Source organism: Rhizobium sp. RCC_161_2, assembly GCF_041355235.1.
Taxonomy (GTDB): domain Bacteria; phylum Pseudomonadota; class Alphaproteobacteria; order Rhizobiales; family Rhizobiaceae; genus Rhizobium.
On record NZ_JBFUPL010000017.1, the window covers coordinates 1 to 24,309 of the forward strand.

General features: G+C 61.3%; 23 protein-coding genes. 15 read left to right on the forward strand and 8 right to left on the reverse strand.

The window, feature by feature from the left end:
• Window positions 1-332 precede the first annotated feature (332 nt).
• Window positions 333-539, forward strand: a complete 207-nt coding sequence (locus AB6803_RS29100) for a hypothetical protein (protein ID WP_183690545.1) — start codon at window positions 333-335, stop codon at window positions 537-539.
• Window positions 540-599: 60 nt separating this feature from the next.
• Here AB6803_RS29100 and AB6803_RS29105 read toward each other — a convergent pair whose 3' ends face one another.
• Together AB6803_RS29105 and AB6803_RS29110 are read right to left on the reverse strand one after the other, a co-directional pair.
• The gene (locus AB6803_RS29105) at window positions 600-1,952 is read right to left on the reverse strand and encodes an ATP-binding protein (RefSeq protein ID WP_371112144.1); all 1,353 of its coding nucleotides are present in this window, start codon (window positions 1,950-1,952) and stop codon (window positions 600-602) included.
• A gap of 3 nt (window positions 1,953-1,955) precedes the next feature.
• Complete coding sequence (locus AB6803_RS29110; protein WP_371112145.1) at window positions 1,956-2,675, reverse strand: response regulator; 720 nt, start codon at window positions 2,673-2,675, stop codon at window positions 1,956-1,958.
• A 344-nt stretch (window positions 2,676-3,019) separates the two neighbouring features.
• Between AB6803_RS29110 and AB6803_RS29115 the strand changes: the two genes are divergently transcribed.
• From AB6803_RS29115 to AB6803_RS29130, 4 genes are all read left to right on the forward strand, one after another.
• Window positions 3,020-3,856, forward strand: coding sequence for a pseudouridine synthase (locus tag AB6803_RS29115; RefSeq protein ID WP_371112146.1), 837 nt, complete (start codon window positions 3,020-3,022; stop codon window positions 3,854-3,856).
• Window positions 3,843-4,523, forward strand: coding sequence for a phosphoribosyltransferase (locus AB6803_RS29120; RefSeq protein ID WP_371112147.1), 681 nt, complete (start codon window positions 3,843-3,845; stop codon window positions 4,521-4,523). The genes AB6803_RS29115 and AB6803_RS29120 overlap by 14 nt, the downstream gene beginning before the upstream one ends.
• Window positions 4,524-4,636: 113 nt before the next feature.
• Window positions 4,637-5,578 carry a phosphoribosylaminoimidazolesuccinocarboxamide synthase gene (locus AB6803_RS29125; protein WP_371112212.1) on the forward strand — a complete coding sequence of 314 codons (942 nt, stop codon included), beginning with the start codon at window positions 4,637-4,639 and terminating at the stop codon, window positions 5,576-5,578.
• 350 nt (window positions 5,579-5,928) lie between these two features.
• Window positions 5,929-7,383, forward strand: a complete 1,455-nt coding sequence (locus AB6803_RS29130; RefSeq protein ID WP_371112148.1) for an efflux transporter outer membrane subunit — start codon at window positions 5,929-5,931, stop codon at window positions 7,381-7,383.
• Between the two features lie 15 nt (window positions 7,384-7,398).
• Here the strand turns inward: AB6803_RS29130 and AB6803_RS29135 are convergent, their stop codons facing one another.
• On the reverse strand, window positions 7,399-7,566 hold the full coding sequence (locus AB6803_RS29135) for a hypothetical protein (protein ID WP_371112149.1): 168 nt from the start codon (window positions 7,564-7,566) through the stop codon (window positions 7,399-7,401).
• A 526-nt stretch (window positions 7,567-8,092) separates the two neighbouring features.
• Between AB6803_RS29135 and AB6803_RS29140 the strand changes: the two genes are divergently transcribed.
• Entirely contained in the window at window positions 8,093-9,004 is a 912-nt protein-coding gene (locus tag AB6803_RS29140) for an SH3 domain-containing protein (protein ID WP_371112150.1), read from the forward strand.
• Window positions 9,005-9,212: 208 nt separating this feature from the next.
• Here the strand turns inward: AB6803_RS29140 and AB6803_RS29145 are convergent, their stop codons facing one another.
• Window positions 9,213-9,455 (reverse strand): DUF982 domain-containing protein, encoded by a 243-nt coding sequence (locus AB6803_RS29145; protein ID WP_371112151.1) that lies wholly within the window; start codon window positions 9,453-9,455, stop codon window positions 9,213-9,215.
• Window positions 9,456-9,866: 411 nt separating this feature from the next.
• On the opposite strand from AB6803_RS29145, the gene AB6803_RS29150 reads away from it, so the two are divergent.
• The 7 genes from AB6803_RS29150 to AB6803_RS29180 all read left to right on the forward strand — a co-directional run bounded on the left by AB6803_RS29150 (window position 9,867) and on the right by AB6803_RS29180 (window position 18,974).
• Window positions 9,867-10,079 carry a hypothetical protein gene (locus AB6803_RS29150; RefSeq protein WP_371112152.1) on the forward strand — a complete coding sequence of 71 codons (213 nt, stop codon included), beginning with the start codon at window positions 9,867-9,869 and terminating at the stop codon, window positions 10,077-10,079.
• 367 nt (window positions 10,080-10,446) lie between these two features.
• Entirely contained in the window at window positions 10,447-12,822 is a 2,376-nt protein-coding gene (locus AB6803_RS29155; RefSeq protein WP_371112213.1) for a transglycosylase domain-containing protein, read from the forward strand.
• A gap of 293 nt (window positions 12,823-13,115) precedes the next feature.
• Window positions 13,116-15,035, forward strand: a complete 1,920-nt coding sequence (gene dnaK, locus AB6803_RS29160; protein ID WP_371112153.1) for a molecular chaperone DnaK — start codon at window positions 13,116-13,118, stop codon at window positions 15,033-15,035.
• Window positions 15,036-15,118: 83 nt separating this feature from the next.
• Window positions 15,119-16,267: a molecular chaperone DnaJ gene (gene dnaJ, locus AB6803_RS29165; protein ID WP_371112154.1), complete on the forward strand. Its 1,149-nt coding sequence runs from the start codon at window positions 15,119-15,121 to the stop codon at window positions 16,265-16,267.
• Between the two features lie 295 nt (window positions 16,268-16,562).
• Window positions 16,563-17,690 (forward strand): DNA replication/repair protein RecF, encoded by a 1,128-nt coding sequence (recF, locus tag AB6803_RS29170; protein WP_371112155.1) that lies wholly within the window; start codon window positions 16,563-16,565, stop codon window positions 17,688-17,690.
• Between the two features lie 37 nt (window positions 17,691-17,727).
• Window positions 17,728-18,498, forward strand: a complete 771-nt coding sequence (locus tag AB6803_RS29175; protein WP_371112156.1) for a molybdopterin-synthase adenylyltransferase MoeB — start codon at window positions 17,728-17,730, stop codon at window positions 18,496-18,498.
• On the forward strand, window positions 18,495-18,974 hold the full coding sequence (locus AB6803_RS29180) for a GNAT family N-acetyltransferase (protein WP_371112157.1): 480 nt from the start codon (window positions 18,495-18,497) through the stop codon (window positions 18,972-18,974). Before AB6803_RS29175 ends, AB6803_RS29180 begins: the two co-directional genes overlap by 4 nt.
• Here the strand turns inward: AB6803_RS29180 and AB6803_RS29185 are convergent.
• Together AB6803_RS29185 and AB6803_RS29190 are read right to left on the reverse strand one after the other, a co-directional pair.
• A complete protein-coding gene (locus AB6803_RS29185; RefSeq protein WP_371112158.1) occupies window positions 18,971-19,783 on the reverse strand; it encodes a class I SAM-dependent methyltransferase in 813 nt (270 codons plus the stop codon). The two genes, AB6803_RS29180 and AB6803_RS29185, sit on opposite strands and share 4 nt — an antisense overlap.
• Window positions 19,784-19,868: 85 nt before the next feature.
• Window positions 19,869-20,870: a 2-hydroxyacid dehydrogenase gene (locus tag AB6803_RS29190; protein WP_371112159.1), complete on the reverse strand. Its 1,002-nt coding sequence runs from the start codon at window positions 20,868-20,870 to the stop codon at window positions 19,869-19,871.
• A gap of 190 nt (window positions 20,871-21,060) precedes the next feature.
• On the opposite strand from AB6803_RS29190, the gene AB6803_RS29195 reads away from it, so the two are divergent.
• Together AB6803_RS29195 and AB6803_RS29200 are read left to right on the forward strand one after the other, a co-directional pair.
• Window positions 21,061-21,600 (forward strand): SH3 domain-containing protein, encoded by a 540-nt coding sequence (locus AB6803_RS29195; RefSeq protein WP_007690257.1) that lies wholly within the window; start codon window positions 21,061-21,063, stop codon window positions 21,598-21,600.
• A gap of 86 nt (window positions 21,601-21,686) precedes the next feature.
• Window positions 21,687-22,298 carry a cadmium resistance transporter gene (locus AB6803_RS29200; RefSeq protein WP_371112160.1) on the forward strand — a complete coding sequence of 204 codons (612 nt, stop codon included), beginning with the start codon at window positions 21,687-21,689 and terminating at the stop codon, window positions 22,296-22,298.
• Between the two features lie 98 nt (window positions 22,299-22,396).
• Here AB6803_RS29200 and AB6803_RS29205 read toward each other — a convergent pair whose 3' ends face one another.
• Entirely contained in the window at window positions 22,397-22,813 is a 417-nt protein-coding gene (locus tag AB6803_RS29205; protein ID WP_371112161.1) for an SRPBCC family protein, read from the reverse strand.
• A gap of 148 nt (window positions 22,814-22,961) precedes the next feature.
• A complete protein-coding gene (locus AB6803_RS29210) occupies window positions 22,962-23,954 on the reverse strand; it encodes an adenosine kinase (RefSeq protein ID WP_371112162.1) in 993 nt (330 codons plus the stop codon).
• Between the last annotated feature and the right edge of the window lie 355 nt (window positions 23,955-24,309).

Genomic DNA, 24,309 nt, shown 5'->3' on the forward strand with positions numbered 1-24,309 from the left:
CTCGATCAAGTCAACACCAACTCTGTAAAAATTCTGACATTTTTATAACTAATTGATTTTACAAAGGGATTTGTCGATCAACAGGGAAGTTGTTCGCTTACTTAGGTCGAGGCTGTGGAAAATCTTGTCCAACTGGTCAAAATTTTCGATTTGCAGCAGCCGAAAGACCGTTCGCAGCCTTTGAAAGGGCGGCGCGGCGCGCTTCCCACCGCCAGATCATAACATTCACCCCCTTTGCCGGAGCGTGCTGGATGACCTGGTCACCGCAAGGGCTTGTAAAAAACGGTATTCCATAAGGAATTTCTGTTATATAAGTGAGGTGGGAGGACATCATGGATACAACAAGCTCAAAGAGCATCGTCGAAGTCAGTGTCGATAGCGCCGCCGGACGGAAGGCGCTCGGTATCATGAACATGCGTCAGGCGCTGGAACTGCCTGACCTGCCGAGCCTGACCTATACCCATCCGGATCCGCGAAAGGCCGCCGCAGGGGTCGTCGTCAGCCGTCGGGAGTTGGAACGCTTCCTGACCTGCCATTGAGCGCTGATGCGCAGATGGCCCAAGTCGCGCATCAGCGCGACCCCTTTGTCGCGCGCTATTTCAAGCGGCAATCCGATCGCTCGCCGCAAGCGGCAGCAATATGATGGCATCAAGCCCGCCGCCGTTACGATCCTCCAGGCATAGCGCACCATTATGTGTATCAAGAATCTGCCGGACGATCGTCAATCCGAGACCACTTCCCCCGAGGTCGCGATTGCGCGATTCCTCCAGCCGGATGAAAGGTTCGAGCACATCCTTGCGCCGCTCTGCCGGAATGCCCGGACCACGGTCGCCGATGACGACGGCGGCATGATCGCCACGACGCTCGACACTGACATCGGCACGGGCGCCATAGCGCAGCGCATTGTCGATCAGATTGTCCACCACTCTCGCCAGCGCCGTCTGCGGTATCGTCACCGCCAGTTCTCGTCCGAGCGGTGAAAACGAGACGAGGCCCTGCGCATCCTGACGCTCGGCGACCAGGGTGCTAACGGCACCGTCGAGATCAGTGATATCTCTCCCCGCGGAAACGACGGTGCTACGGGCAAAGCCCAGCGCCTCCTCGACAAGGCGTTGCATGGCCTCGACATCGGCAATCGCCCGCTCACGATGCGGCGTATCCGGCATCAGCTCCATGCGCAGACGGAAACGGGTGAGATAGGTCCTCAGATCATGAGAGATGGCGCCGAGGATCAGGGTGCGGTTGTTGACAAGTGCGGCGATGCGCAACTGCATGCCGTTGATGGCGCGGATCAGCAAACGCAGCTCGCAGGCACCGCGCTCGGGAATATTGATCGGCTGCAGACCCTTGCCGATGGAGTTGACGGTACGCGACAATCGCGTCAGCGGCCGGGTTTCTCGCGCCACGGCGGCAATGGCAATCACCGCAACCAGCACACCGAGAAGGCCGGCAATGAAGCCCACGGGGACACCGCGCAGTCGCACGGTCGGCGTATCGGCCAGGCTGAAGACGGCAACCTTACCCCCGGCAATGCCGATCGACACTTCGATCGTCCGGTCGGGAGCGCCGACCGAAAACCAGCCCTGCGGCCGTTCGGGGAGCGAGCGCAGGCTGAAGTAGCGGTCGCCAAGCGCGATGCCGGCAAGTTCGCGAGCCAGTTTACGACCAAGAGTCGGGTCGGCCGCGTCCTCGTTTTTCGTAGGCGGCGCACCGTCGACCAGACGCAGCTCCAGACCGATCGCATTCAGAGTCAGCACCGCTTGCTCCCGCGCCTCGGGCGGGACGACATCAAGAAAGCGCACCGCCGACATGATCTGCGTCGCCCGCGATAGCTGGTGGTTGAGCGGCGAGTCCGGTTTTAAACTGGCGGCAACGAGGGCAGCAAGCTGGATGAGGAACAGCGCCACGGCAACGATCATGATGATGCGCGAAACGAGACCGAGTTTCAGCATGGCTCAGACATCCCTTACTTCGGCGGTCAACAGGTAGCCGGCATTGCGCACCGTGGTGATCAGCTGCGCGCCGTCCGGCAAATACTGCGCCAGCTTGGTACGCAGCCGCGAGACGGTCACGTCGATGGTGCGATCGAAGGGATCGGCGCCGCGCCCGCGCGTCCAGTCGAGCAATTGGTCACGCGACAGCACCCGGCGCGGCCGCTCGAGGAAGCAGACGAGCAGGTCGAACTCGGCGGTCGTCAGCCGCAACGGGCCTTCGCCTTCCATCTCGATCGCTCGGCCGTCGAGATCGACGATCAGACCGGCGAAGCTCTTGCGCCGCCGCGGGCCGCTCGGCTCTTCCGATCGCTCCGGCCCGACCCTGCGCAGGATGGCCCGGATGCGCGCCAGGAGCTCACGCGGATTGAAGGGCTTGCCGAGATAATCGTCTGCGCCCATCTCCAGGCCGAGAATGCGGTCGATATCCTCCGACTTCGCCGTCAGCATCAGGATCGGCACGCGGCTGCGCGCCCGGATGCGGCGGCAGGCCGACAGGCCGTCCTCGCCCGGCAGCATCAGATCGAGAATGATGAGATCGGGAAAGCCCCTGGCAAGCGCGCGATCCATGGCGGCGGCGCTTTCGACCGCCTCGACGGCAAAATCCTCGCGGCTGAGGAACTCCTCGAGAAGTGCTCTTATTTCACGGTCGTCCTCGACCAATAGCAGCGATGCGGAAGCCATGACACATCCATGCGAGGCAAAGGGCGTCTTTGACAACAGGGAAACGACCGGCGTTACAAACTGTAACAAATTTCCGCCTTTCTGAAAAATCCAGGAAACAGACGCCAGGCAGGTTGATCGCCGTCCCTCCGGAGCGAGGGGGCGACACCGGCCCCGATGTCGCCCTACCCGACCCCATCGCCGCTCCGGTTCTCCGACAGGGCTCGTGTCGACAAGGCGCGAGCCCTCGCCTGCCATCCTACATTTCCCCATTCTGGGATTTGCGTCGTGGCGATCCTCATGCGAAAGGATTGGCATCGTCGGGCTGGCGCGCCTGACCATGGCGACACAAGGACGAGACAAGGGTGAGCCAAAGGCATTCTCCGCAAAGATCACGCAAGCCGGCAAAGGGCCAGCAGGAGAGCGACGGCAAACGCGTGACCTTGCCGCGAGCGCTGTCGAAGCTCGGCTATTGCTCGCGCACACAGGCGGAGGCGCTGATTGCGGCCGGCCGCGTGACGGTCGACGGCCGGGAGATCACCGATCCCACGGCCTGGATCGATCTCGACCGCGCGCGGATCGCCGTCGACGGCGAGGCGATATCCGCTGAAAAGAAACTCTATTTCATGCTGAACAAGCCGCGCGGGCTGGTGACGACGCGCGACGATCCCGAAGGGCGTCCGACGGTCTATGATTGTCTCGGGGACATCGACGCCCGGCATCTGGCGCCGGTCGGGCGGCTGGACAAGGCAAGCGAAGGGCTGCTTCTCTTTACCAATGATACCGTGCTGGCGCAGGCGCTGCTCGATCCCATCAGCCATGTAGGCAAGATCTATCATGTCCAGGTCAACACCATTATGGAGCAGGAGCTGCTGGACCGGATGGAGCGCGGTGTGATCGATGACGGCGAGCTTTTGACCGCGACCGCGGCCAGCCTGCTGCGCAGCGGCGAGCGCAACGGCTGGATCGAGGTCGAGCTTAAGGAGGGCCGCAACCGGCAGATTCGCCGGATGCTGGAGGTGCTCGGCGTCGAGTGCCTGCGGCTGGTGCGCGTCGCCTTTGGCGATATCGCGCTCGGCGATCTTCCAAAGGGCGCGGTGAGAGCATTGACGGAGGCGGAGGTTCTCGGGCTTCGCCGGCGTGCCGGCATGGAAAAGACCGGACGCAACGGAACGAAGGCGGGACGCAATGCAACCCCATGATTTCTGGCAGGAGCTTCATCCGCCGCGGAGCTTTCCGACATCGGGCGAATTTCGCGATATCTACGTTGCGGAACTGCCCGACGGACGGCAATTGCGCCTGCCGATCCGCGTGCTGGCCGATGGGAAGAATGCGCTGGCGTCGCTGATTATCAATCAGGCCAGCTTTTCCGTGCAGGAGGCGCTGGCGCAAGCGCTGGCGGAACGCATCGCGGCCCATGATGTCGACGTCGTCGCCGGCCTGCCGACGCTCGGGCTGACATTGGCAAGCGCGGTCGCCCGGGCGCTCGGCCATGAGCGCTATGTGCCGCTCGGAACCTCGCGCAAGTTCTGGTACCGCGAGGAGCTGTCGGTGTCGCTGTCCTCGATCACCACGCCAAACCAGGAGAAGCGTCTTTATATAGACCCGCGCATGCTGCCGCTGTTGCAAGGGAAGCGAGTGGCGCTGATCGATGACGTCATTTCCAGCGGCGCCTCGATCGTCTCGGGCCTGGAGCTTTTGAGCGCATGCGCCATCGAACCCTTGGTCATCGGTGCCGCCATGCTGCAATCCGAGCGTTGGCGAGAACGGGTCGATGCATCGGGCAAGATATGGAGCGAGCGGATCGTCGGCGTGTTCTCGACACCGATCCTCCAAAAGGTTGAAGATGGCGGCTGGCGCCGGCCCTGATCGCCTGGTTCCGGATTTGAGGCCGCACTTTACTTGACATCGGCGGAGCACAAATTAAGGGTCCAGTCATGAAGCGTCCGCAGGGCGGATGCACGAGCCTGCTGGTGACCGTGTTGCGAATTCTCTCCGAAGCCCATTTTCCGGAACTGCCCAATTATTACCGCGGCAAGGTGCGTGAGAATTACGACCTGCCGGACGGCAGCCGCATCATCATCAGCACCGACCGGCTGAGCGCCTTCGACCGCATCCTCACCTGCATTCCGTACAAGGGCCACGTGCTGACGCAGACGGCACGCTATTGGTTCGAGGCGACCAAGGACATCTGCCCAAACCATGTCATCGCCTATCCCGACCCGAACGTCGTTGTCGGCAAGCGGCTCGACATCCTGCCGGTGGAAGTCGTCGTGCGCGGCTATCTCGCCGGCACCACCGGTACCTCGATCCTGACACTCTATAAGAAGGGTCAGCGCGAGATGTACGGCATCACGCTGCCGGACGGCATGCGCGACAACCAGATCCTGCCGACGCCGATCATCACGCCGACCAGCAAGGAATTCGACGGCGGCCATGACGAGCCGCTGACGCCGGCGCAGATCGTCGAGGGCGGGCTTCTGACAAGTGAGCAATGGCAGACCCTGTCGGACTATGCGCTGGCCTTGTTTGCGCGCGGTCAGGAAATCGCCAGCAAGCGGGGGCTGATCCTCGTCGACACCAAATATGAATTCGGCACCGATGAAAACGGCACCATCATCCTCGCCGACGAGATCCATACCCCGGACAGCAGCCGCTACTGGCTGGCCGACAGCTACCAGGACAGTTTCGACAAGGGCGCCCGCCCCGCAAGCTTCGACAAGGATTTCGTCCGCGCCTGGGTGGCTGAACGCTGCGATCCCTATAAGGACGAGATTCCGGAGATCCCGCTCGATCTCGTCGAGCAGACTTCGAAAGTTTATATCAGCGCTTACGAGGCGATCACGGGCACACCTTTCGTTCCCGACGACCGCGGCGCAACACCGCGCGACCGGGTTCGCGCAAGCCTCCAGCGCTATTTCTAAGCGCTGGCGGATCGTCGTTGCGACCGCGCCTCAGGCAAGGGGCCGCCCCAAAGTTGCATATGGCGCCAAATTCAAGGCTCCTCACCGCTCTAGGTAGCGGTCGGTAGGGTATGCTTTTTGCAACACTTTATAATTTTTTTACCAAAAGCCTGATATTTGGCACGATCCCCCATATGTTCGCCGACGAGAAATGGCAAAAGGCACTGTGCTATTGCAAAACTCGTTGCTAGATTGGCGCCGACTGCTTCGGGCCATTTGTTGTATTGCGTAGGCAGGAGCGCCGACACATATGGGGTCACGTTGACCCCGTTAATATAGTGATCATGTAAATTGAATTGTGGGATAATGTGATGGTATCCATTCGTACTGCCGCCCCCGCCCTGCTTCTTCTCCTAGCAGGTTGCGTCAGCGGCCCCGATCATAAGCCACCGGAAATGCCCCTCCCGGCCAAGTTCTCGGAGGGCGGTACGAAAATCAACGGTGATCTGGCCGGCTCCAAATGGTGGACCGCCTTCGGTGACGCGAAACTGACTGCGTTTGCCGAACAGGGACTTGCCGAAAATCTTAACATCCTGCAGGCGCTGGAACGCATCAATCAGGCACAAGCTGCGGTCGTTACAGCCGGTGCCGGCGGACTGCCGAGCCTTACGGCTTCCGGCGACCATACGACCAGCGGCCAGAAGGGCAGCCTGCGTACGCAGAGCGAAACGCAAAACACCACCACTGGCGGAGCTTCAGCCTCGTGGCTGCTCGACCTCTGGGGTCAGTATCGCCGTGCCAAGGAAGGCGCCGTCGCATCGCTCGACGCGGCCTATTCCAGCGTCGATGCCGCTCGCCTGACCTATCTGCAGGATCTGGCCAACAGCTATGTCAACGCCCGTTATTACCAGACGCTTGTCTCGATCGCGCAGGAAAACCTGAAGTCTCGCCGCGATACGCTCTCGCTGACCAAGTTCCAGCTCGACGCCGGTGCCGCTTCCCGTCTTGACGTGGTTCAGGCTGAAGGCCTCGTCAATTCGACGCTGTCGACCATTCCGGGTTTCGAGATCAGCTATCGTCAGCAGGTACATCACATTGCGACGCTGCTGAACGTGTCGTCGGCAACCGTGATCGCGCAGATGCAGGGCGGCGGCAAGCAGCCGGTGTTCCGTGGCCGCGTCAATTCCGGCGTTCCGGCCGATCTCATTCGCAACCGTCCCGACATTCGCGTCGCCGAACGCAATCTTGCCTCGGCAACGGCTCAGATCGGCGTGGCGGAAGCACAGCTGTTCCCGACGATCACGCTCAGCGGCGCTATCTCGCCGTCTTATGTCCACACTTCGTCGAGGAGTGGCAGCCTGACGACCTGGTCGTTCGGCCCGACCCTGACACTGCCGATCTTCGATGGCGGCGCGCTCCGTGCCAACGTCAAGACCGCCGAATCGTCGAGCCGCGAACAGTATATCGTCTGGCAGCAGACGGTGCGGTCGGCTGTCGAAGAGGTCGAAAACGCCCTGTCCGCCGTCAGCCGCGATGCTCAGACGGTCGCGGCGCTGCGCGCGCAGGTGAAGTCCTACCAGGAAGCCCTGCAGCTCTCGACGGCAAGCTATAAGGACGGCGCGTCCTCGCTGCTCGACGTTCTCGACGCTCAGCGTAACGTGACCACTGCTCAGCAAAGCCTGGCACAGGCTGTCCAGCAGAGCGCGATCGACTACATTTCGCTGAACGTTACGATCGGTGCCGGCTATGTTCCGGCCGAGAAGGGACCTGTTGCCGCAAAGTCGGCCAAGATCGTCAAGGTCGCCGACAAGAAGGCTGTCAACTAAAGCCTATCGCCCGGCTCAGCCGGGCGCTTCTTTCCATGAAACCGCCGCGGGCAACCGCGGCGGTTTTTCTTTGAGCACAATAAAAGCGATCAAAACAAAAATGGCGCGCTCCGCTTCCGCAAAGCACGCCACCAACAGTCCATAAACAAAAAGGCCGGAACAAACCGGCCTTTCGTCATCCATCCTCACATCAGTGCCAGTACATCCGTGGTCAAAGTGGAAAGATGGAACTGCAGCCAGATTGATCGCGAAAGGTTAACACATGGTCAACGCCACTTTCGCAACATCCAGGTAATACAAACGGCTCGCTTTAAAGCGCGCCAGCATTCATCGGCTGCATGACTGAAGCCTATATCGGGTGGGAATGCGGTGATTTCAAGACCGGCGCAATGAAAACCCCGGCACAGCGCGAAATAGTAAGAAACCCTTCTAAATATTTCCGGAGATTTTAAAGGCGCTGCGCGCACCCGTTCAAGCTGCATTCATGCAAACTCCCATAAAACTCTGGAAAAGATTGAGAGAATGGCGCCGGATCCTCCAAAATCCTATAAACGCGCCGGCTTTGATATTATCGAAACTGGAAACGGTACGCCGGATCCTGTGACCGCATCGAGCGCTTCTTGCCGGATATGCAAAGCAGGGGGCAACCACAATCGGCGCAGCCGCCGGGCAAGTCCGCAAGACCGGCGACGCGCAAGGGAGAGCATTCATGAGACACAAGCTTCTGGCCGCAATCACGCTGACCGCACTCGTTGCGCTGCCGGCGATCGCGGAAGCCGCGGAGGGTTTTGCCACCGCCAACGTCAACATGCGGTCTGGCCCCAGCACGCAATATCCGGCGGTGACCATGATTCCCGTCGGCGCGCCGCTGGAGATCAACGGCTGCCTCAACGAAACGCCCTGGTGCGATGTTTCCTTCGTCGGCGGTCGCGGCTGGGTCGCCGGCCGATACATCCAGGCGAGCTATCAATCGCGCCGCATCTATGTCGGCCCGCAATATTACCGTCCGCTCGGCATCCCCACCATCACCTTTAATTTCGATGACTATTGGGGTCGATATTATCGCGGCCGTGACTTCTACCGCGATCGCGACCGCTGGCGGCGTGGACCGGGCTGGAGCGACCGCCGCCCAGATGCGGGCTGGGATCGCCGTCCGGATCGCAACCCCGGCTGGGATAACGGGTCGGACCGGAACTGGGACCGTAACCGCGACTGGAACAACCAGCAGGACGACAACGGGGATTGGGGCCGGCAACGCCGGGATCGCAATCGTGATTGGGGAAACCAGCAGGACAATAATCAGGATTGGGGCCAACAGCGCCGGGATCGCGACCGCGATTGGAACCGGCAGCCGGACGACAATCAGGGTTGGGGTGGCAACCGGCCGGACCGCCGGCGCGACGACAACCGCCAGGACAATGAGCGGCGCCGTCCAGAACCGCAGCCGCAACAGGCCCAGCCGCAGCCGCAGCCCCAAGCGCAGCCGCAGCCACAGCCACAACGGCAGGACAACCGACGGCCGAATGCCGGCACGCCAGGGCCATACAGCCCCGACCATGTCGATCCCTGCCCGGCGTCGCAACCCGATTGCCGCATGAGCCTCAGAGGCTCCAATCGATAATCGCCTTGGTGGCGTCAAAACAACAAAGGCCAGCGACCGATGTCGCTGGCCTTTTTCGTTGATCCGCGCGGCCCGTCGACAACAGAGGATCAAGTAAAACGGGTGAACTTGGGAGAGGAAACACATGCTCGAAGGTTACGCGACAGCGCCCGGCATCAGCCGGCTCGAGGAGCTTGACGATCAGGCGGCGAGAAGGCGCCGCACTGTCTCAATGGGTTTTCAAATGCGCTTCGCGCATGGCCGAAATGAACATCTCGCGGGCTTCCTCGGCGGATTTCCGTCCGTCGATCGCAGCCCGGCAAACGCTTCTCGCAGCCACATAGAACGGACCGCGCCGATCCGGCCAGAGATTGGCCATGCAATTCAGCGCCTCGGAAGGGCCTGTCACTGTCTGGAAACTGCCTTGAACGAAGCCGATCTCGATCGGATTGCTCCATTTGATGTGTCGCATGAATACTCCTCCTCACGCGCTATCAAGTCCTTGGGACCGCCCGGCAAGACGGCCACAAGGCACCACTATAACCTCAATCAGTGCATTCGAAAATATGGAACATCGTGCGTGCGTCACATGGCAGCGAAATGATCCGAAGAGGGTAAATGCGCGGGTCGAACAGAGCACCGGCATCCTGTCTCACCATTCAAAGGGCAGCCTCGGGAAGGCTGACCTGTTCCTGAAACCGACCTACTTCTCCCGCGCGATGCGCTTGGCGTCATCGGCCGAAAAGCCGGCACGGCGGGCGAGCTGTTCTAGTCCGAAAACTCGGTCCAACATATCAACCAGCCATAATTCAAAGCGTTTCCACATAGTAAGCCTCCACCGCAGCAGACCTTGCCGTTGTAGCGATCCCGGGATGAACATCCCATGAACACCGATGCGGCCTACCAATCCGGTTCAGCGGAACAGGGGAGGCCGCTGCGCGTTCGACAGCAATTCCTGCTTGGTGGCGAAGTCGCCGAACAGCTTTTTCAGCCGGACTTCCTCGTCCTTGCAGATCCTGTGCCGCCGCGCGAAATCCTCGATACTCCAGACTTCCCGCAGCCTGGTCTCGCCGACTTTCTCTATCGCGACATGTGAACTCATTGCGTTCGCCCTCTTGTTTTTTGTGAGAAGAGAATGCCCGAGAAGAGGAAAAGTTCCTTGCACGATCCCGTCATGAAAGGACAGATCTCGCCGCCATGATCGGCGGTTGAGGATTCTTAATCCCTCCTTAAATCGCCGCATTTACAGTTCACTCGGGCTTCGACGTCTTCACGACCACTTCGTGGGCGAATGCCGGCGGCGCATAAGCGCGAAAATCATGTTCGATTTTCACGCTTATGCGCCGGTAGAAAGCGCTGGCTGCGTCCTTTGCGCGTCCCGAACGGATGGGCAGTGCGCGGTCATGACGACGCTGGCATCAATTATCGGTCCATGGAACCATCAGGGGTACGACCAGTCCGCAATGGCAGGCAAAAGCAGATCAGGCCAGAGGGTAGAACCATCCTTTTCAAGCGGTAAGGAACGTAGCGATGATGGTTTCAGCGCCGGGGAACGCATTGCCGGCGGCGGGCGCTCATCGGGACGGGAAAACTCCAGGCGCGACAACACGCCCGAACCCGACAAGCCACGCCGCTCGACCCGCCGGCGCAAGCAGCAGAAACGGCGCTCCGGCGGCGGTTTCTTCGGCTTCATCCGCTCCGCGATCTATTGGGGCATCGTGCTCAGCATCTGGGCCGGCATCGGGCTTGCGGGCCTGGTGGTCTACTACGGATCGCGCATGCCGAGCGCCAGCACCTGGGCCATTCCCGAGCGGCCGCCGAACGTCAAGATCGCCGATCTCGACGGCAGCATCATCGCCAATCGCGGCACGACCGGCGGCGAAGCCTTGGCGCTGGGCGACATGTCGCCCTACATTCCCGAGGCGCTGATCGCCATCGAGGACCGTCGCTTCTATTCCCATTTCGGCTTCGATCCGATCGGGCTTGGCCGCGCGGTGGTCACCAACGTGCTCACCGGCCATGCCGTCCAGGGTGGCTCGACGCTGACGCAGCAGCTCGCCAAGAACCTCTTCCTGTCGCCGGATCGCACGCTGGAGCGCAAGGTGCAGGAGGTGCTGCTCGCCATCTGGCTGGAGCACAAGTTCACCAAGGACCAGATCCTGGCGATGTATCTGAACCGTGTCTATTTCGGCTCGAACGCCTATGGCGTCGAGGCGGCATCGCGGCGCTACTTCAACAAATCGGCGCGTGACGTGAACCTTGGCGAAGCAGCCATGCTCGCCGGCCTCGTCAAGGCGCCGTCGAAACTATCGCCGGCCCGCGATCCCGCCGCCGCCGAAGCGCGCGCCCAACTGGTGCTGCAGGCGATGCGCGACCAGGGCTTCATCAGCGAAGCCGATATCAAGACGGCGATGTCGCAGCCGCCGACACGCGCAAAGAGCTATTGGAGCGGCGCTGAAAACTATGTGGCCGACATGGTCATGGACCAGCTTCCCAAGCTGATCGGCGGCGACGTCAAGGAAGACCTGACGGTCGACACCACCATCGACATGTCGCTGGAAGAAAAGGCCGAACAGGCACTGAACGACGTGCTCGCCAAGGACGGCAAGAAGCTCAGCGCCTCGCAAGCCTCGCTCGTTTCCGTCGACGCAACGGGCGCGATCCGCGCGCTGGTCGGCGGCCGGGACTATGCGCAGAGCCAATTCAACCGCGCCGTCACCGCCAAGCGCCAGCCGGGCTCGGCCTTCAAGCCCTTCGTCTACACCGCAGCCCTTGAAATGGGCCTGACGCCGAATTCGATCCGCAACGACGCGCCGGTGAAGATCGGCAACTGGGCACCGGAGAATTACGAGCAGAAATATAGCGGACCGGTGACGCTTGCCACCGCTGTGGCGCACTCGCTGAACACGGTCGCCGCGCAGGTTGCGACCGAAGTCGGGCCGGATCAAGTGATCAAGGTTGCCCACAGGCTCGGCATCGAATCAGACCTGCAGGCCAATGCCTCGATCGCGCTCGGTACGTCGGAAGTGTCGCTGCTGGAGCTGACCTCGGCCTATGCCTCCTTCATGAATGGCGGCTTCAAGGCGACGCCGCATGTGATCACCAAGGTGACGACGGCCTCCGGCAAGGTGCTTTACCAGGCGAATTTCGACAATCCGCCGCGGGTTCTCAACCCCGATGTCGTCACCAACATGAATGCGATGATGGCCGGCGTCATCAATTTCGGCACCGGCAAGGCCGCCCGCATTCCCGGCTGGCAGGCGGCCGGCAAGAGCGGCACGACGCAATCCTTCCGCGACGCGCTATTCGTCGGCTTCACCAGCCATCTGACGACGGGCGTCTGGTTTGGCAATGACGATGGCAAATCCATGAAGAAGGTGACGGGCGGCGGACTGCCGGCCAAGGCCTGGAAGGAATTCATGGTTGCCGCCCATAAGGGCCTGACCCCGACCCCGATCTTCGGCGGCGGTCAGATCATCGACAACGGCGTGCCCATGGCGCAATCCGCACCCGGCACCAGCCAGCCGGCGACGATCGACGGCATCATTTCCGGTACGCTCGGCGGCGATGGCGGACAGACCACGCAGCACCAGGGCCAGCCGACGCTTCAGCAACGGCCGGTGCAACAGCCGATCCCGCAGCAGAGCAATCAGACCGCAGCGAACGATGACGTCGAAGACCTGCCGCCGGCAAACCTTGCCACTGATAATAATCCCTACAGCTCCGGCCCCTACGACGCGGGTGATATTCCGCCGGCCGACGTCGGCGACAGTGCTCCGACCACGGCAGTGGTCAGGCCGCACCGCACCTCGCTTATGGACATCATTCTGGGCCGATAAGAGAGTGATTCCCGTGATTGCCGCTTGCATGGCCGAAGCAACGCTGATCTGATAGATGGTCGCCTCAATTCCCCAGGGCCGCAGGCGCAATGCGGCACTGTGGGGTTTGAGCGACAAACCATTCGTTTTGCTGGATTCCGGGTGATTTCCCGCCTTGCAGTCAGTAAAACCGCTACTTATATACGCGGCATCACCGCAGTCATGGCTGCGCAATCCTCAAGACCATCCCGTAAGGGGCTGTCAATGGAATGCCTGACAGGGGTTCCGATAGCTTGCTTCAAGGAGAGAATGACATGGCAAAAGTAATTGGTATCGACCTTGGAACGACAAATTCCTGCGTCGCCGTCATGGACGGTAAGGACGCGAAAGTCATCGAGAATGCCGAAGGCGCCCGCACCACCCCCTCAATGGTAGCCTTCACTGAAGACGGCGAACGTCTCGTCGGCCAGCCGGCCAAGCGCCAGGCGGTCACCAACCCCACCAATACCCTCTTCGCTGTGAAGCGCCTCATCGGCCGCCGCTACGAAGATCCGACCGTTGAAAAGGACAAGCACCTTGTTCCTTTCAATATCGTTCGCGGCGACAATGGCGACGCCTGGGTCGAAGCCCACGGCAAGGGCTATTCGCCCGCGCAGGTTTCCGCAATGATCCTTCAGAAGATGAAGGAAACGGCCGAAGCCTATCTCGGTGAAAAGGTCGAAAAGGCCGTCATCACCGTTCCGGCCTACTTCAACGACGCGCAGCGCCAGGCAACCAAGGATGCGGGTCGCATCGCCGGTCTTGAAGTCCTGCGCATCATCAACGAGCCGACTGCTGCCGCACTCGCCTACGGCCTCGACAAGAAGGACGGCAAGACCATCGCCGTTTACGACCTTGGCGGCGGTACCTTCGATATCTCGATCCTGGAAATCGGCGACGGCGTCTTCGAAGTGAAGTCGACCAACGGCGATACCTTCCTGGGCGGTGAAGACTTCGACATGCGTCTCGTCGAATACCTCGTTGCCGAGTTCAAGAAGGACAACGGCATCGACCTCAAGGGCGACAAGCTCGCGCTGCAGCGCCTCAAGGAAGCTGCCGAAAAGGCCAAGATCGAACTGTCTTCCGCACAGCAGACCGAAATCAACCTGCCCTTCATCACGGCAGACGCCACCGGCCCGAAGCACCTGACGCTGAAGCTGACGCGCGCCAAGCTGGAAAGCCTGGTCGATGACCTCGTGCAGCGCACCATCGCACCCTGCAAGGCAGCCCTCAAGGATGCCGGCGTTACCGCTGCCGAAATCGACGAAGTCGTTCTCGTCGGCGGCATGAGCCGCATGCCGAAGGTACAGGAAGTCGTCAAGCAGCTGTTCGGCAAGGAGCCGCACAAGGGCGTCAACCCGGATGAAGTCGTCGCACTCGGCGCCGCCATCCAGGCCGGCGTTCTGCAGGGCGACGTCAAGGACGTTCTGCTCCTCGACGTGACCCCGCTGTCGCTCGGCATCGAAACGCTGGGCGGCGTCTTCACCCGTCTGATCGAGCGCAACACGACGATCCCGACGAAGAAGTCGCAGACATTCTCGACCGCTGACGACAACCAGTCGGCCGTAACCATCCGCGTATCGCAGGGCGAGCGCGAAATGGCTGCCGACAACAAGCTGCTCGGCCAGTTCGACCTCGTCGGCCTGCCGCCGTCGCCGCGGGGCGTGCCGCAGATCGAAGTCACCTTCGATATCGACGCCAACGGCATCGTCCAGGTTTCGGCCAAGGACAAGGGCACCGGCAAGGAACAGCAGATCCGCATCCAGGCTTCCGGCGGTCTGTCCGACGCCGACATCGAGAAGATGGTCAAGGATGCCGAATCGCATGCTGCCGAAGACAAGAAGCGCCGCGAAGGCGTGGAAGCCAAGAACCAGGCCGAAAGCCTGATCCACTCCAGCGAGAAGTCGCTGAAGGACTTTGGCGACAAGGTCACCGAGGCCGATCGCAACGCGATCTCCGAGGCGATTGCAGCGCTGAAGACGGCAACCGAAGCATCCGAGCCGGACGCTGAAGACATCAAGGCCAAGACCCAGACGCTCATGGAAGTGTCCATGAAGCTCGGTCAGGCCATTTATGAGGCCCAGCAGTCGGAAGCTCCTTCCGCTGATGCCTCGGCAGGCGGCCATCACGACGACGTCGTCGATGCCGACTACGAGGAAATCAAGGACGAGGACGACCGCAAGCGGTCTGCATAAGCGCGAACCTTGATGGTTTTGCGGAAACTCAGATCCGGCTGCCTTTTGGCAGCCGGAAATCCATTTCCGGGGTCTAATCCTTAATGGCAAAAGCGGACTATTACGAGACATTGGGCGTCTCCAGGACAGCGGACGAAAAAGAGCTCAAGAGCGCTTTTCGCAAGCTGGCAATGCAATTTCATCCGGACAAGAACCCCGATGACAATGACGCCGAGCGCAAGTTCAAGGAAATCAACGAAGCCTACGAAACGCTCAAGGACCCTAACAAGCGGGCGGCCTATGATCGTTACGGCCATGCCGCGTTCGAGCATGGCGGCATGGGTGGCGGCGGTTTTGGTGGCGGCGGCTTCGGCGGCGGTGGCGGCTTCTCCGACATTTTCGAGGATATCTTCGGCGAGATGATGGGCGGCGGCCGTGGCCGCGCACGCTCCTCCGGCGGTCGCGAACGCGGCGCCGATCTTCGCTACAATATGGAAATCTCGCTCGAGGAAGCCTTTTCCGGCAAGACGGCGCAGATCCGCGTGCCCACCTCGATCACCTGCGACGTCTGCTCCGGTTCCGGCGCCAAGCCAGGCACCCAGCCGAAAACCTGCGGCACATGCCAGGGCTCGGGCCGCGTGCGCGCCGCGCAAGGCTTCTTCTCAGTCGAACGCACCTGTCCAACCTGCCACGGCCGCGGCCAGATCATTCCCGATCCCTGCGGCAAGTGCCATGGTCAGGGACGTATCACCGAAGAGCGCTCACTCTCGGTCAACATCCCCTCGGGCATCGAGGACGGCACCCGCATCCGCCTGCAGGGCGAAGGCGAAGCCGGCCTGCGCGGCGGTCCATCGGGCGATCTCTACATCTTCCTCTCCGTCAAGCCGCATGAGTTCTTCCAGCGTGATGGCGCCGATCTCTATTGCGCGGTGCCGATCTCGATGACGACGGCGGCACTTGGGGGCACCTTCGACGTTGCGACGCTCGACGGCACGAAATCGCGCGTTACCGTTCCCGAGGGCACGCAGGTTGGCAAGCAATTCCGCCTGAAAGCCAAGGGCATGCCGGTGCTGCGCTCCAGCCAGGTCGGCGATCTCTACATCCAGATCCAGATCGAAACGCCGCAGAAGCTGACCAAGCGCCAGCGCGAGCTGCTGCAGGAGTTCGAACAGATCTCCTCGAAGGACAACAATCCCGAATCAACCGGCTTCTTCGCCCGGATGAAGGATTTCTTCGACACCTTCAGCGATTAAGCAGCGAATCACACTGCTTCTCATAAACCGGCCGGTGATTCGGCCGGTTTTTTTGTTTGCAGCCGAATCACCCACCCTTGCGGTTCGAGACGGCCCTGCGGGCTTCCTCGCCATGAGGACTAACCCTCTCGTCCGACTCGCAGTTCACTCCACCCTCATCCCGAGCCCGTCGAAGAAGGACGAGGGTGGCCCCGATGCCGCTCCGAACGACCTCTGGCGAGAACAACCGGCAAAATCCTTGCGCTCGGGCGAGGTTCGGCATACCCCTCGGCATCGACACGAATCCGGATGCCCGATGCCGCACAAGGTTTTCATCTCGCGCCTGAAGCTGACCGACTTCCGCAATTATGCGGCGGCGGCGCTGACGCTTGACGAGCGGCATGTGGTGCTGACCGGCGACAACGGCGCCGGAAAGACCAATCTGATGGAAGCGGTCTCGCTGCTCTCGCCCGGGCGCGGCCTGCGGCGTGCGGCCTATGCGGATGTCGTGCGAGTCGCCGCGCCGAACGGCTTTTCGATCTTCGCCGAGCTTGAGGGCATGGAGGACAGTGTCGAGATCGGCACCGGCATCGACGCCTCCGACGAGACGACGGCGCGCAAGCTCCGGATCAACGGCACGCCGGCCAAGACTGTCGACGAGCTGACTGACCATCTGCGCGTCCTCTGGCTGACACCGGCCATGGATGGGCTGTTCACCGGCGGCTCCTCCGAGCGCCGCCGTTTTCTCGACCGGCTGGTACTGTCGCTCGATCCGGCGCATGGCCGCCGCGCCAGCGATTTCGAGCGCGCCATGCGCAGCCGCAACAAACTGCTTTCCGAAAGCCGCTTCGACCCTTCCTGGCTTGCCGGCATCGAGGAGCAGATGGCGAGCCTCGGCATTGCCATGGCGCTAGCCCGGCAGGAGATGCTCGGCCTTCTCACCCGGCTGATCGCCGAGACGCGCGAGGCGACGCCCTTCCCGTCGGCGGCGCTCGAGCTCTCCGGCTTTCTCGACGGACAATTCGACCGCCCTGCCGTCGATCTCGAGGATCATTATGCCGGGATGCTGCGCGACGGGCGCTATCGCGATGCGGCCGCAGGACGCACGCTGGACGGCCCCCACCGCACCGATCTCCTGGTACGCCATCGCGAGAAGAACATGGAGGCGGAACGCTGCTCGACGGGCGAGCAGAAGGCGCTGCTGGTCGGCCTCATCCTCGCCCATGCCCGCCTCGTGGGTAATCTCACCGGCCACGCGCCGATCCTTTTGCTTGACGAAATCGCGGCACATCTGGACGAAGGCCGTCGCTCCGCCCTTTTCGACCTGATCGACGGGCTCGGCGGCCAGGCTTTCATGACCGGCACCGACAAGGCGATGTTCTCAGCACTTGGCGAGCGGGCCCAATTCTTTACCGTCGCGCATGGCGGCATTACAAAATCGTAGCGGCGAATTTTCCGCGGAGCGTGATATTATCATTGCCATGGACCCTTTGACCCCAGACGAAATCGCCCGTTATCAGCGCCATATCCTGCTTCCCGAAGTGGGCGGCGTGGGCCAACAGAAATTGAAGGCGGCGCGTGTTCTGGTGATCGGCGCCGGCGGGCTCGGCGCGCCGGTGCTGCAATATCTCGCCGCCGCCGGCGTCGGCACCATCGGCATTGCCGATGATGACCGCGTCTCGCTTTCCAACCTGCAACGGCAGGTAATCCACGATACCGGCACGATCGGCGAGCTGAAGACGCAAAGTGCGGCCGACGCCATTGCGCGCCTGAACCCGCATGTGCGTGTGATTCGTTTCGAGGAACGCTTTTCGACGGAGACCGCCGCACGGCACCTCGCCGGCTTCAGTCTCGTCGTCGACGGCTCCGATAATTTTGATACGCGCTATGCCGCAGCCGACGCCGCTGAGCTGGCCCACCTGCCGCTGGTGACCGGCGCGGTTGGCCGGTTCGACGGATCGGTGACGACGTTGAAGCCCTATGAGGCCCATGCGGACGGCACGCTGAACCCAGGCTATCGCGATCTCTTCCCGACGCGCCCGCCCGAAGGGCTCATTCCCGCCTGCGCCGAGACCGGCATTATCGGCGCGCTCACCGGCGTCATCGGCACGCTGATGGCGATGGAAGCGATCAAGGTGATCACCGGCACCGGCGAACCGCTGATCGGCCGGCTGCTGCTCTATGACGGACTTGCCGCCCGCTTCGACACCATCCGTTATCGCCGCAAGCGCGCCAGGGCCGCAGCCGAATGAGCGATGTTACCGTTCAACGCCTCGATGACGGCTTCGACCGTTGGGACGAACTGCTCACGCTCATCCTCGCCTCCTTCGCCTATATGAACGGCCGGATCGACCCGCCCTCCTCGGCGCTATCGCTGACACCGCAATCGCTGAAGGAAAAGGCGAGGACCGAAATCGGTTTTATTGCGCTCGATGGCAATCAATTAGCCGGCTGCATATTCTGCCGCCCAGAGGCGGAGAGCCTCTATATCGGCAAGCTTGCCATCCTGCCGTCGGAGCAGGGCAAAGGGATCGGCCGGCGGCTATTGACGCTTGCGGAGACAACGGCGCTGGAGCGCGGGCTCAACGCATTGCGGCTGGAAACACGGATCGAACTGACCGGTAATCACGCGACTTTCGCACGCTGGGGTTTCCGGAAAACCGCCGAGAATCGCCATGCCGGTTTCGATCGCACCACGTCGATCGAGATGCATAAGGCTTTGATTTAGACCACAGCCACGATGACGTGTGCCTGAATTTTGGCGGCAACCTCGCCGCTGCCGTGCCTGTCCGCAATCACGGATGTGGCATAGTCGGTTGCGGCGTCCAGTTTTCCCGCCTCCCTCGCCTCGATCTCGTTGCGAAGAAGAGTTCCCTGACAGTAAGCAACGGCCGGAATGCGTGGCGAGGATGCACGGCTTTGTTCGGCTCTCGTCTCGATCACCACGCGGGAGAAGCCTGCCTGCTCCAGCTCGCTGCGGATCAATGCCGTATCATGGTAGCCGTGCGGCGTGCGTGCGAGAAAGCGCGGCGGATCGTTTGGAAACATCTCGGCGAGAGCATTCGTCACGTCATTCGCAAATACGTTCTCCTCAATCCGATCCCATACGTTGAACAGAAAATGCCCTCTGGGCTTCAGGACCCGCTTTGCTTCGCGGTAGGCAGACACGCGGTCGGGAAAGAACATTGCGCCGAACTGACAGCAAACGAGATCGAAGGCCGCATCTTCGAACGGTAGTGCCATAGCATCCGCCTGATGCCATTGGATGCGACTGTCGGGGCCTTGTCGCGAAGCGGCATAGTCGAGCATCGGCTGGTTGAGATCGCTGACGATATAGCTAGCGTCGGAGGATAGTTTAGGCGCCAACAAGCGAGTGACGACCCCTGTGCCCGCAGCGATTTCCAAGACAGCACTTGGCGCCAGGGACGCTGCTCGTCGTGCAAGATCCACGGCGAACGGCTCGAAAATCAACGGCACCATATAGCGGTCGTAGTTTTCCGGGATAGAGCCGGCGAATACCTTGTCCGTTTCCAGCATTGCCATCACCCGTCGTGCGTTTGATAGCCCGCGAGTATAGCACATAATTGTCCGCTTGGTCGTTTTCGACCGAAGGCGATCTAGCTCACCGGAACGGCAGAACGCGATTCGGCGGGCGGTGGCCGTCGATGAAGGTGCGGATGTTGATGATCACCTTGTCGCCCATGTCGATGCGGCTTTCGAGCGTGGCCGAGCTCATATGCGGCAACAGGACTACCTTGCCCTCGTTGGCGAGCTTCACCAGCTTCGGATTGACGGCCGGCTCGTTCTCGAAGACGTCGAGGCCGGCGCCGGCGATCTTGCCCTCGCGCAGGATCTTGATCAGCGCCGTCTCGTCGATGACGTCGCCGCGCGAGGTGTTGACGATGTAGCTAGTCGGCTGCAGCAGCGCGAGCCGCCGCGCCGAGATCAGGTGGAAGGTTGCAGGCGTCGACGGGCAATTGACGGAAACGATATCGACGCGGGCCAGCATCTGGTCGAGGCTGTCCCAATAGGTCGCCTCGAGCTCGTCTTCCGTTGCCGCGCTGACGCGCTTGCGGTTGTGATAGTGGATGGCAAGGCCGAATGCCTTGGCGCGGCGGGCGACGGCGGTGCCGATGCGGCCCATGCCGACAATGCCGATGCGCTTGCCGTGAATGCGGCGGCCGAGCATCCAGGTGGGCGACCAGCCGGCCCATTCGCCGGGCTTGTCCGTCAGCACCCGCGCACCTTCGGCAAGCCGACGCGGCACGGCGAGGATCAGCGCCATGGTCATATCGGCAGTATCCTCGGTCAGGACATTCGGCGTGTTGGTGACCGTAATGCCCTTGCGGGCGGCGGCCTCGACGTCGATATGGTCTGTGCCGTTGGAAAAGCTGGCGATCAGCTTCATCCGCGGTCCGGCTTCCTCGATCAGCGCGGCGTCGATACGGTCGGTGACCGTTGGCACCAGCACATCGACCGTCCGCACGGCTTCGGCAAGCTCCGCCTGTGTGCGCGGCACGTCGTCAATGTTGAGTTCGGCATCGAACAGCTCGCGCATCCGCGTCTCAACCGCATCGGGCAGTTTGCGCGTGACGTAGACCTTCGGTTTTTTCTTCGTCGTCATGGCGAGCGCGGGTGCCTTGTTCAGATGTTTTTAACCAAGAAGCAGGATAATTTTCCCGTTCCGGGCATTTCTACCAGACCCGCAGGCGAAGACAAACAAAACTCGCTGGCGGCGCCGAGGATTTGCCGATGGTCGGAGCGAATAGGCAGCCTGACAGCGCCTTGATCATGATGAACGAACGGAAACCCCTATGCGTGGCAAAGTATTGAAGTCCTGCGCTGTTTTCGCGATCGGCCTGATGATGGCCGGCGCCACCGCCGACCTTGCCGCGGCCCAGGCCGCCAAGGGACCGAGCGGATTGCCGCTGCCGCGCTTCGTCACGCTGAAGTCGAAGCGTGTCAACCTGCGCGTCGGACCAAGCGCGGACTATGCCGTCTCGTGGCTCTATCTCAAGCAGGGCCTGCCGGTCGAAATCATCCAGGAATACGACAATTGGCGGCGCGTGCGTGACGCCGACGGCACCGAGGGCTGGGTCAACCAGTCGCTGCTGTCCGGCCAGCGCTCGGCGCTCGCAGCCCCGTGGATGAAGGGCAAGGGCAAGGCGGTGTTCGTCAACATGCGCCGCGATGCCCAACCGTCCGGCACCGTCATCGCCAAGCTTCAGCCGGGCGTAATGATGAACGTCCGCGAATGCACTGGCGACTGGTGCCTTGCGACGGCCGACGGCACCGAAGGCTGGGTGGCGCAGTCCGAGATCTGGGGCGCCTATCCCGGCGAAGCCTTCAAGTAAGCAGCCCTCAAACTCCTTGACAGCTGCGGCTGCGAGACGTTCGCGGCACGGTAATCGCCCGGCATCGTAAGCGGAAAGCAGTGATCGTGGACAACATTGTCGGGATTCTCGGCCTTGCCGTCATCCTGTTCGCATCGACCAATATCGACGACATCTTCGTGTTGCTCGGCTTCTTCGTCGATCCCAAATTCCGCACCCGGCAGATCGTCATTGGCCAGTATCTCGGCATTGCCGCCCTTTGCGGCGTAAGCCTGCTGGCCTCCATGATCTCCCTCGTCATTCCCGTCGCCTATATCGGCCTCCTCGGTTTCGCGCCAATCCTTCTTGGCCTGAAAAAGCTGTGGGAGTGGAGGACGGTTGTCGAGATCGACCACGATCCGGAGGATCACAGCGGGGCATCTATCGGGCACGGGAAGATCGCGGCCGTCGCGATGGTGACGATCGCGAATGGCGGCGACAATATCAGCATCTACACACCAATATTCGCGACGCGCACGATATATGAAATTGCGACGATCGCCGTCATATTCGCGTTCCTGACGGCTATCTGGATCGGTTCCGCCCACTACCTGGTCAATCACCGCATGATTGGCGCACCGATCAGGCGTTATGGAAACCGGGTGACGCCCTTCGTGCTGGTTGCGCTTGGAATGCTGATTCTCCACGAAGCCGGAACCATTGAGTTGCTGCGCCGGTAGTACACATCTGGGAAACATCGGAAACTACTAGCTTCGGTTCCCGCTGGGGTCACGCTGACTGCGATGACATTCATCGACCCTCATCGATCGGTAGTTCTTTAGGCGACGTATTTTGCCAACCTTGCCAGTACGTCCGGAAAATCCGCGCTCACTGCTTCCCCAATGGCCTGAGCGTCTGGCCCTTGGGAGTTGACAGCGTAAACGACCCGGCATTGATCATGCGCCACGGCTTCAATGCTGTGCTCAACCTGAATCAGCGTCTCGCCAACCAAAGTCTCGTCGATAAAACGCTGCGGCGCACTGACATCGATAAGTCTACTACGGATAATTTCGCCGTCAGGCAGCTCCATCGAAAACCAGGTTCCCGTGGCGAAATTCCCATCCAGCTGGGCTGATTTCACGCCGGGATTCCACAGCTTCCAACTGCCGGCGTCGGCGAATGCCTGCCAGATTGCCTGCTGCGAAGCATCGACGTCGCAGCTGTAAAACTTGCTCCAAGATGCATCGCTGTTCATGGGGAACCCATTTTTGAGGCTTTCACTCATGATGTGGGAACTTAGGAAATAGTCAACAGGCCGCATTCGCCTCGAAGGTTCGACAAAAAACCGCCCGCAACGATCTGCCGCAGGCGGTTTGGATTCGATTAGAAGCGCGAACGGACTTTTAGAGAAGCCCGAACTCCTTGGCGGCTTCCGACAATGACTTCATCGGCCGAGGGCCGATCTGCTCGATGACGATCGCGGCCGCAAGGTTGCCGAGCTTGCCGCAATCTTCGAGGCTGCGGCCCTGGGTATAGCCGAAGAGGAAACCGGCGGCGAAGAGATCGCCGGCGCCGGTGGTATCGACCCGCTCCTCGATCGGATGGGCATCGACGACATAGCGCTCATTGCCGCGCACGATAACAGCCCCGTCCTTGCCGGTGGTGACGGCCGCGATCTTGCAGTCGGCGGCGATCAGCGTCAGCGCCTTGTCGAAATCCTCGGTCTCGTAGAGCGACAGGGCCTCGTCACGATTGGCAAAGACGATGTCGACGGTGCCGGAACGCATCAGGTCGAGGAATTCACCGCGATAACGGCCGACGCAAAAACTGTCGGAGAGCGTCATCGACACTTCCCGGCCATGGGCATGGGCAATGCGGGCGCATTCGCGGATCGCTTCCTTGGCGCGCGGCGGATCCCAGAGATAGCCTTCGAAATAGGTGACCTTGGCATCGGCGACGACATCGGGTTCGACATCTTCCGGGCCAAGCTCGACGCAGGCGCCGAGATAGGTGTTCATCGAGCGCTCGCCGTCTTCGGTCACGAAGATCATCGAGCGGGCGGTCGGCGGGAACGTGCCCTTCGGCCTCGTCTCGTAATGCACGCCCTGGGCGCGGATGTCGTGCTCGAAGATCTCCCCGAGCTGGTCTTCCGCGACCTTTCCGAAATAGGCGGCCCTGCCGCCGAAATTCGCCACGCCCGCCGCCGTATTGCCGGCGCTGCCGCCGGAGGCTTCGAGCGCCGGCCCCATGCGCGAGTAGAGAAGTTCGGCACGCTCGGCATCGATGAGATTCATCGCCGCCTTGGTGATCTTGTTGTCGATCAGGAATTGATCGTCGCAGCGCGCGATAATGTCGACGATAGCATTGCCAACGGTCAGTACATCGAAACGAGTCATCAAAAAGGAGCCCCGGTATTGGTGATAGCCGTTAATCGGTATTATCGGTTTTTCGGAAGTTTGGAAGAAGAATCCGCTTTCCGCCAGGCAACTAAATCCCGTTCAGTCATTTGCCTGTCACTTTCCATCTGTAAATTTCTATCAAGCGGCTGGCATGGGACGTTCTCAAGGCATCCAAGGCCAGTCTGGGAAGGTATGATACCTTCCGCCTCACCGGTACGCGCGCTGACCACGGATGAACTGGCAGCTTGTGCACCGGGAGGACTCCGGCAGGAACCGGACGCTGAAAAGCGGGCTAAGCCCGCTTTTTTTGTGCCCGCCTGCTTTTCGGCTTTCCACGATGCAGCAAGCTGTT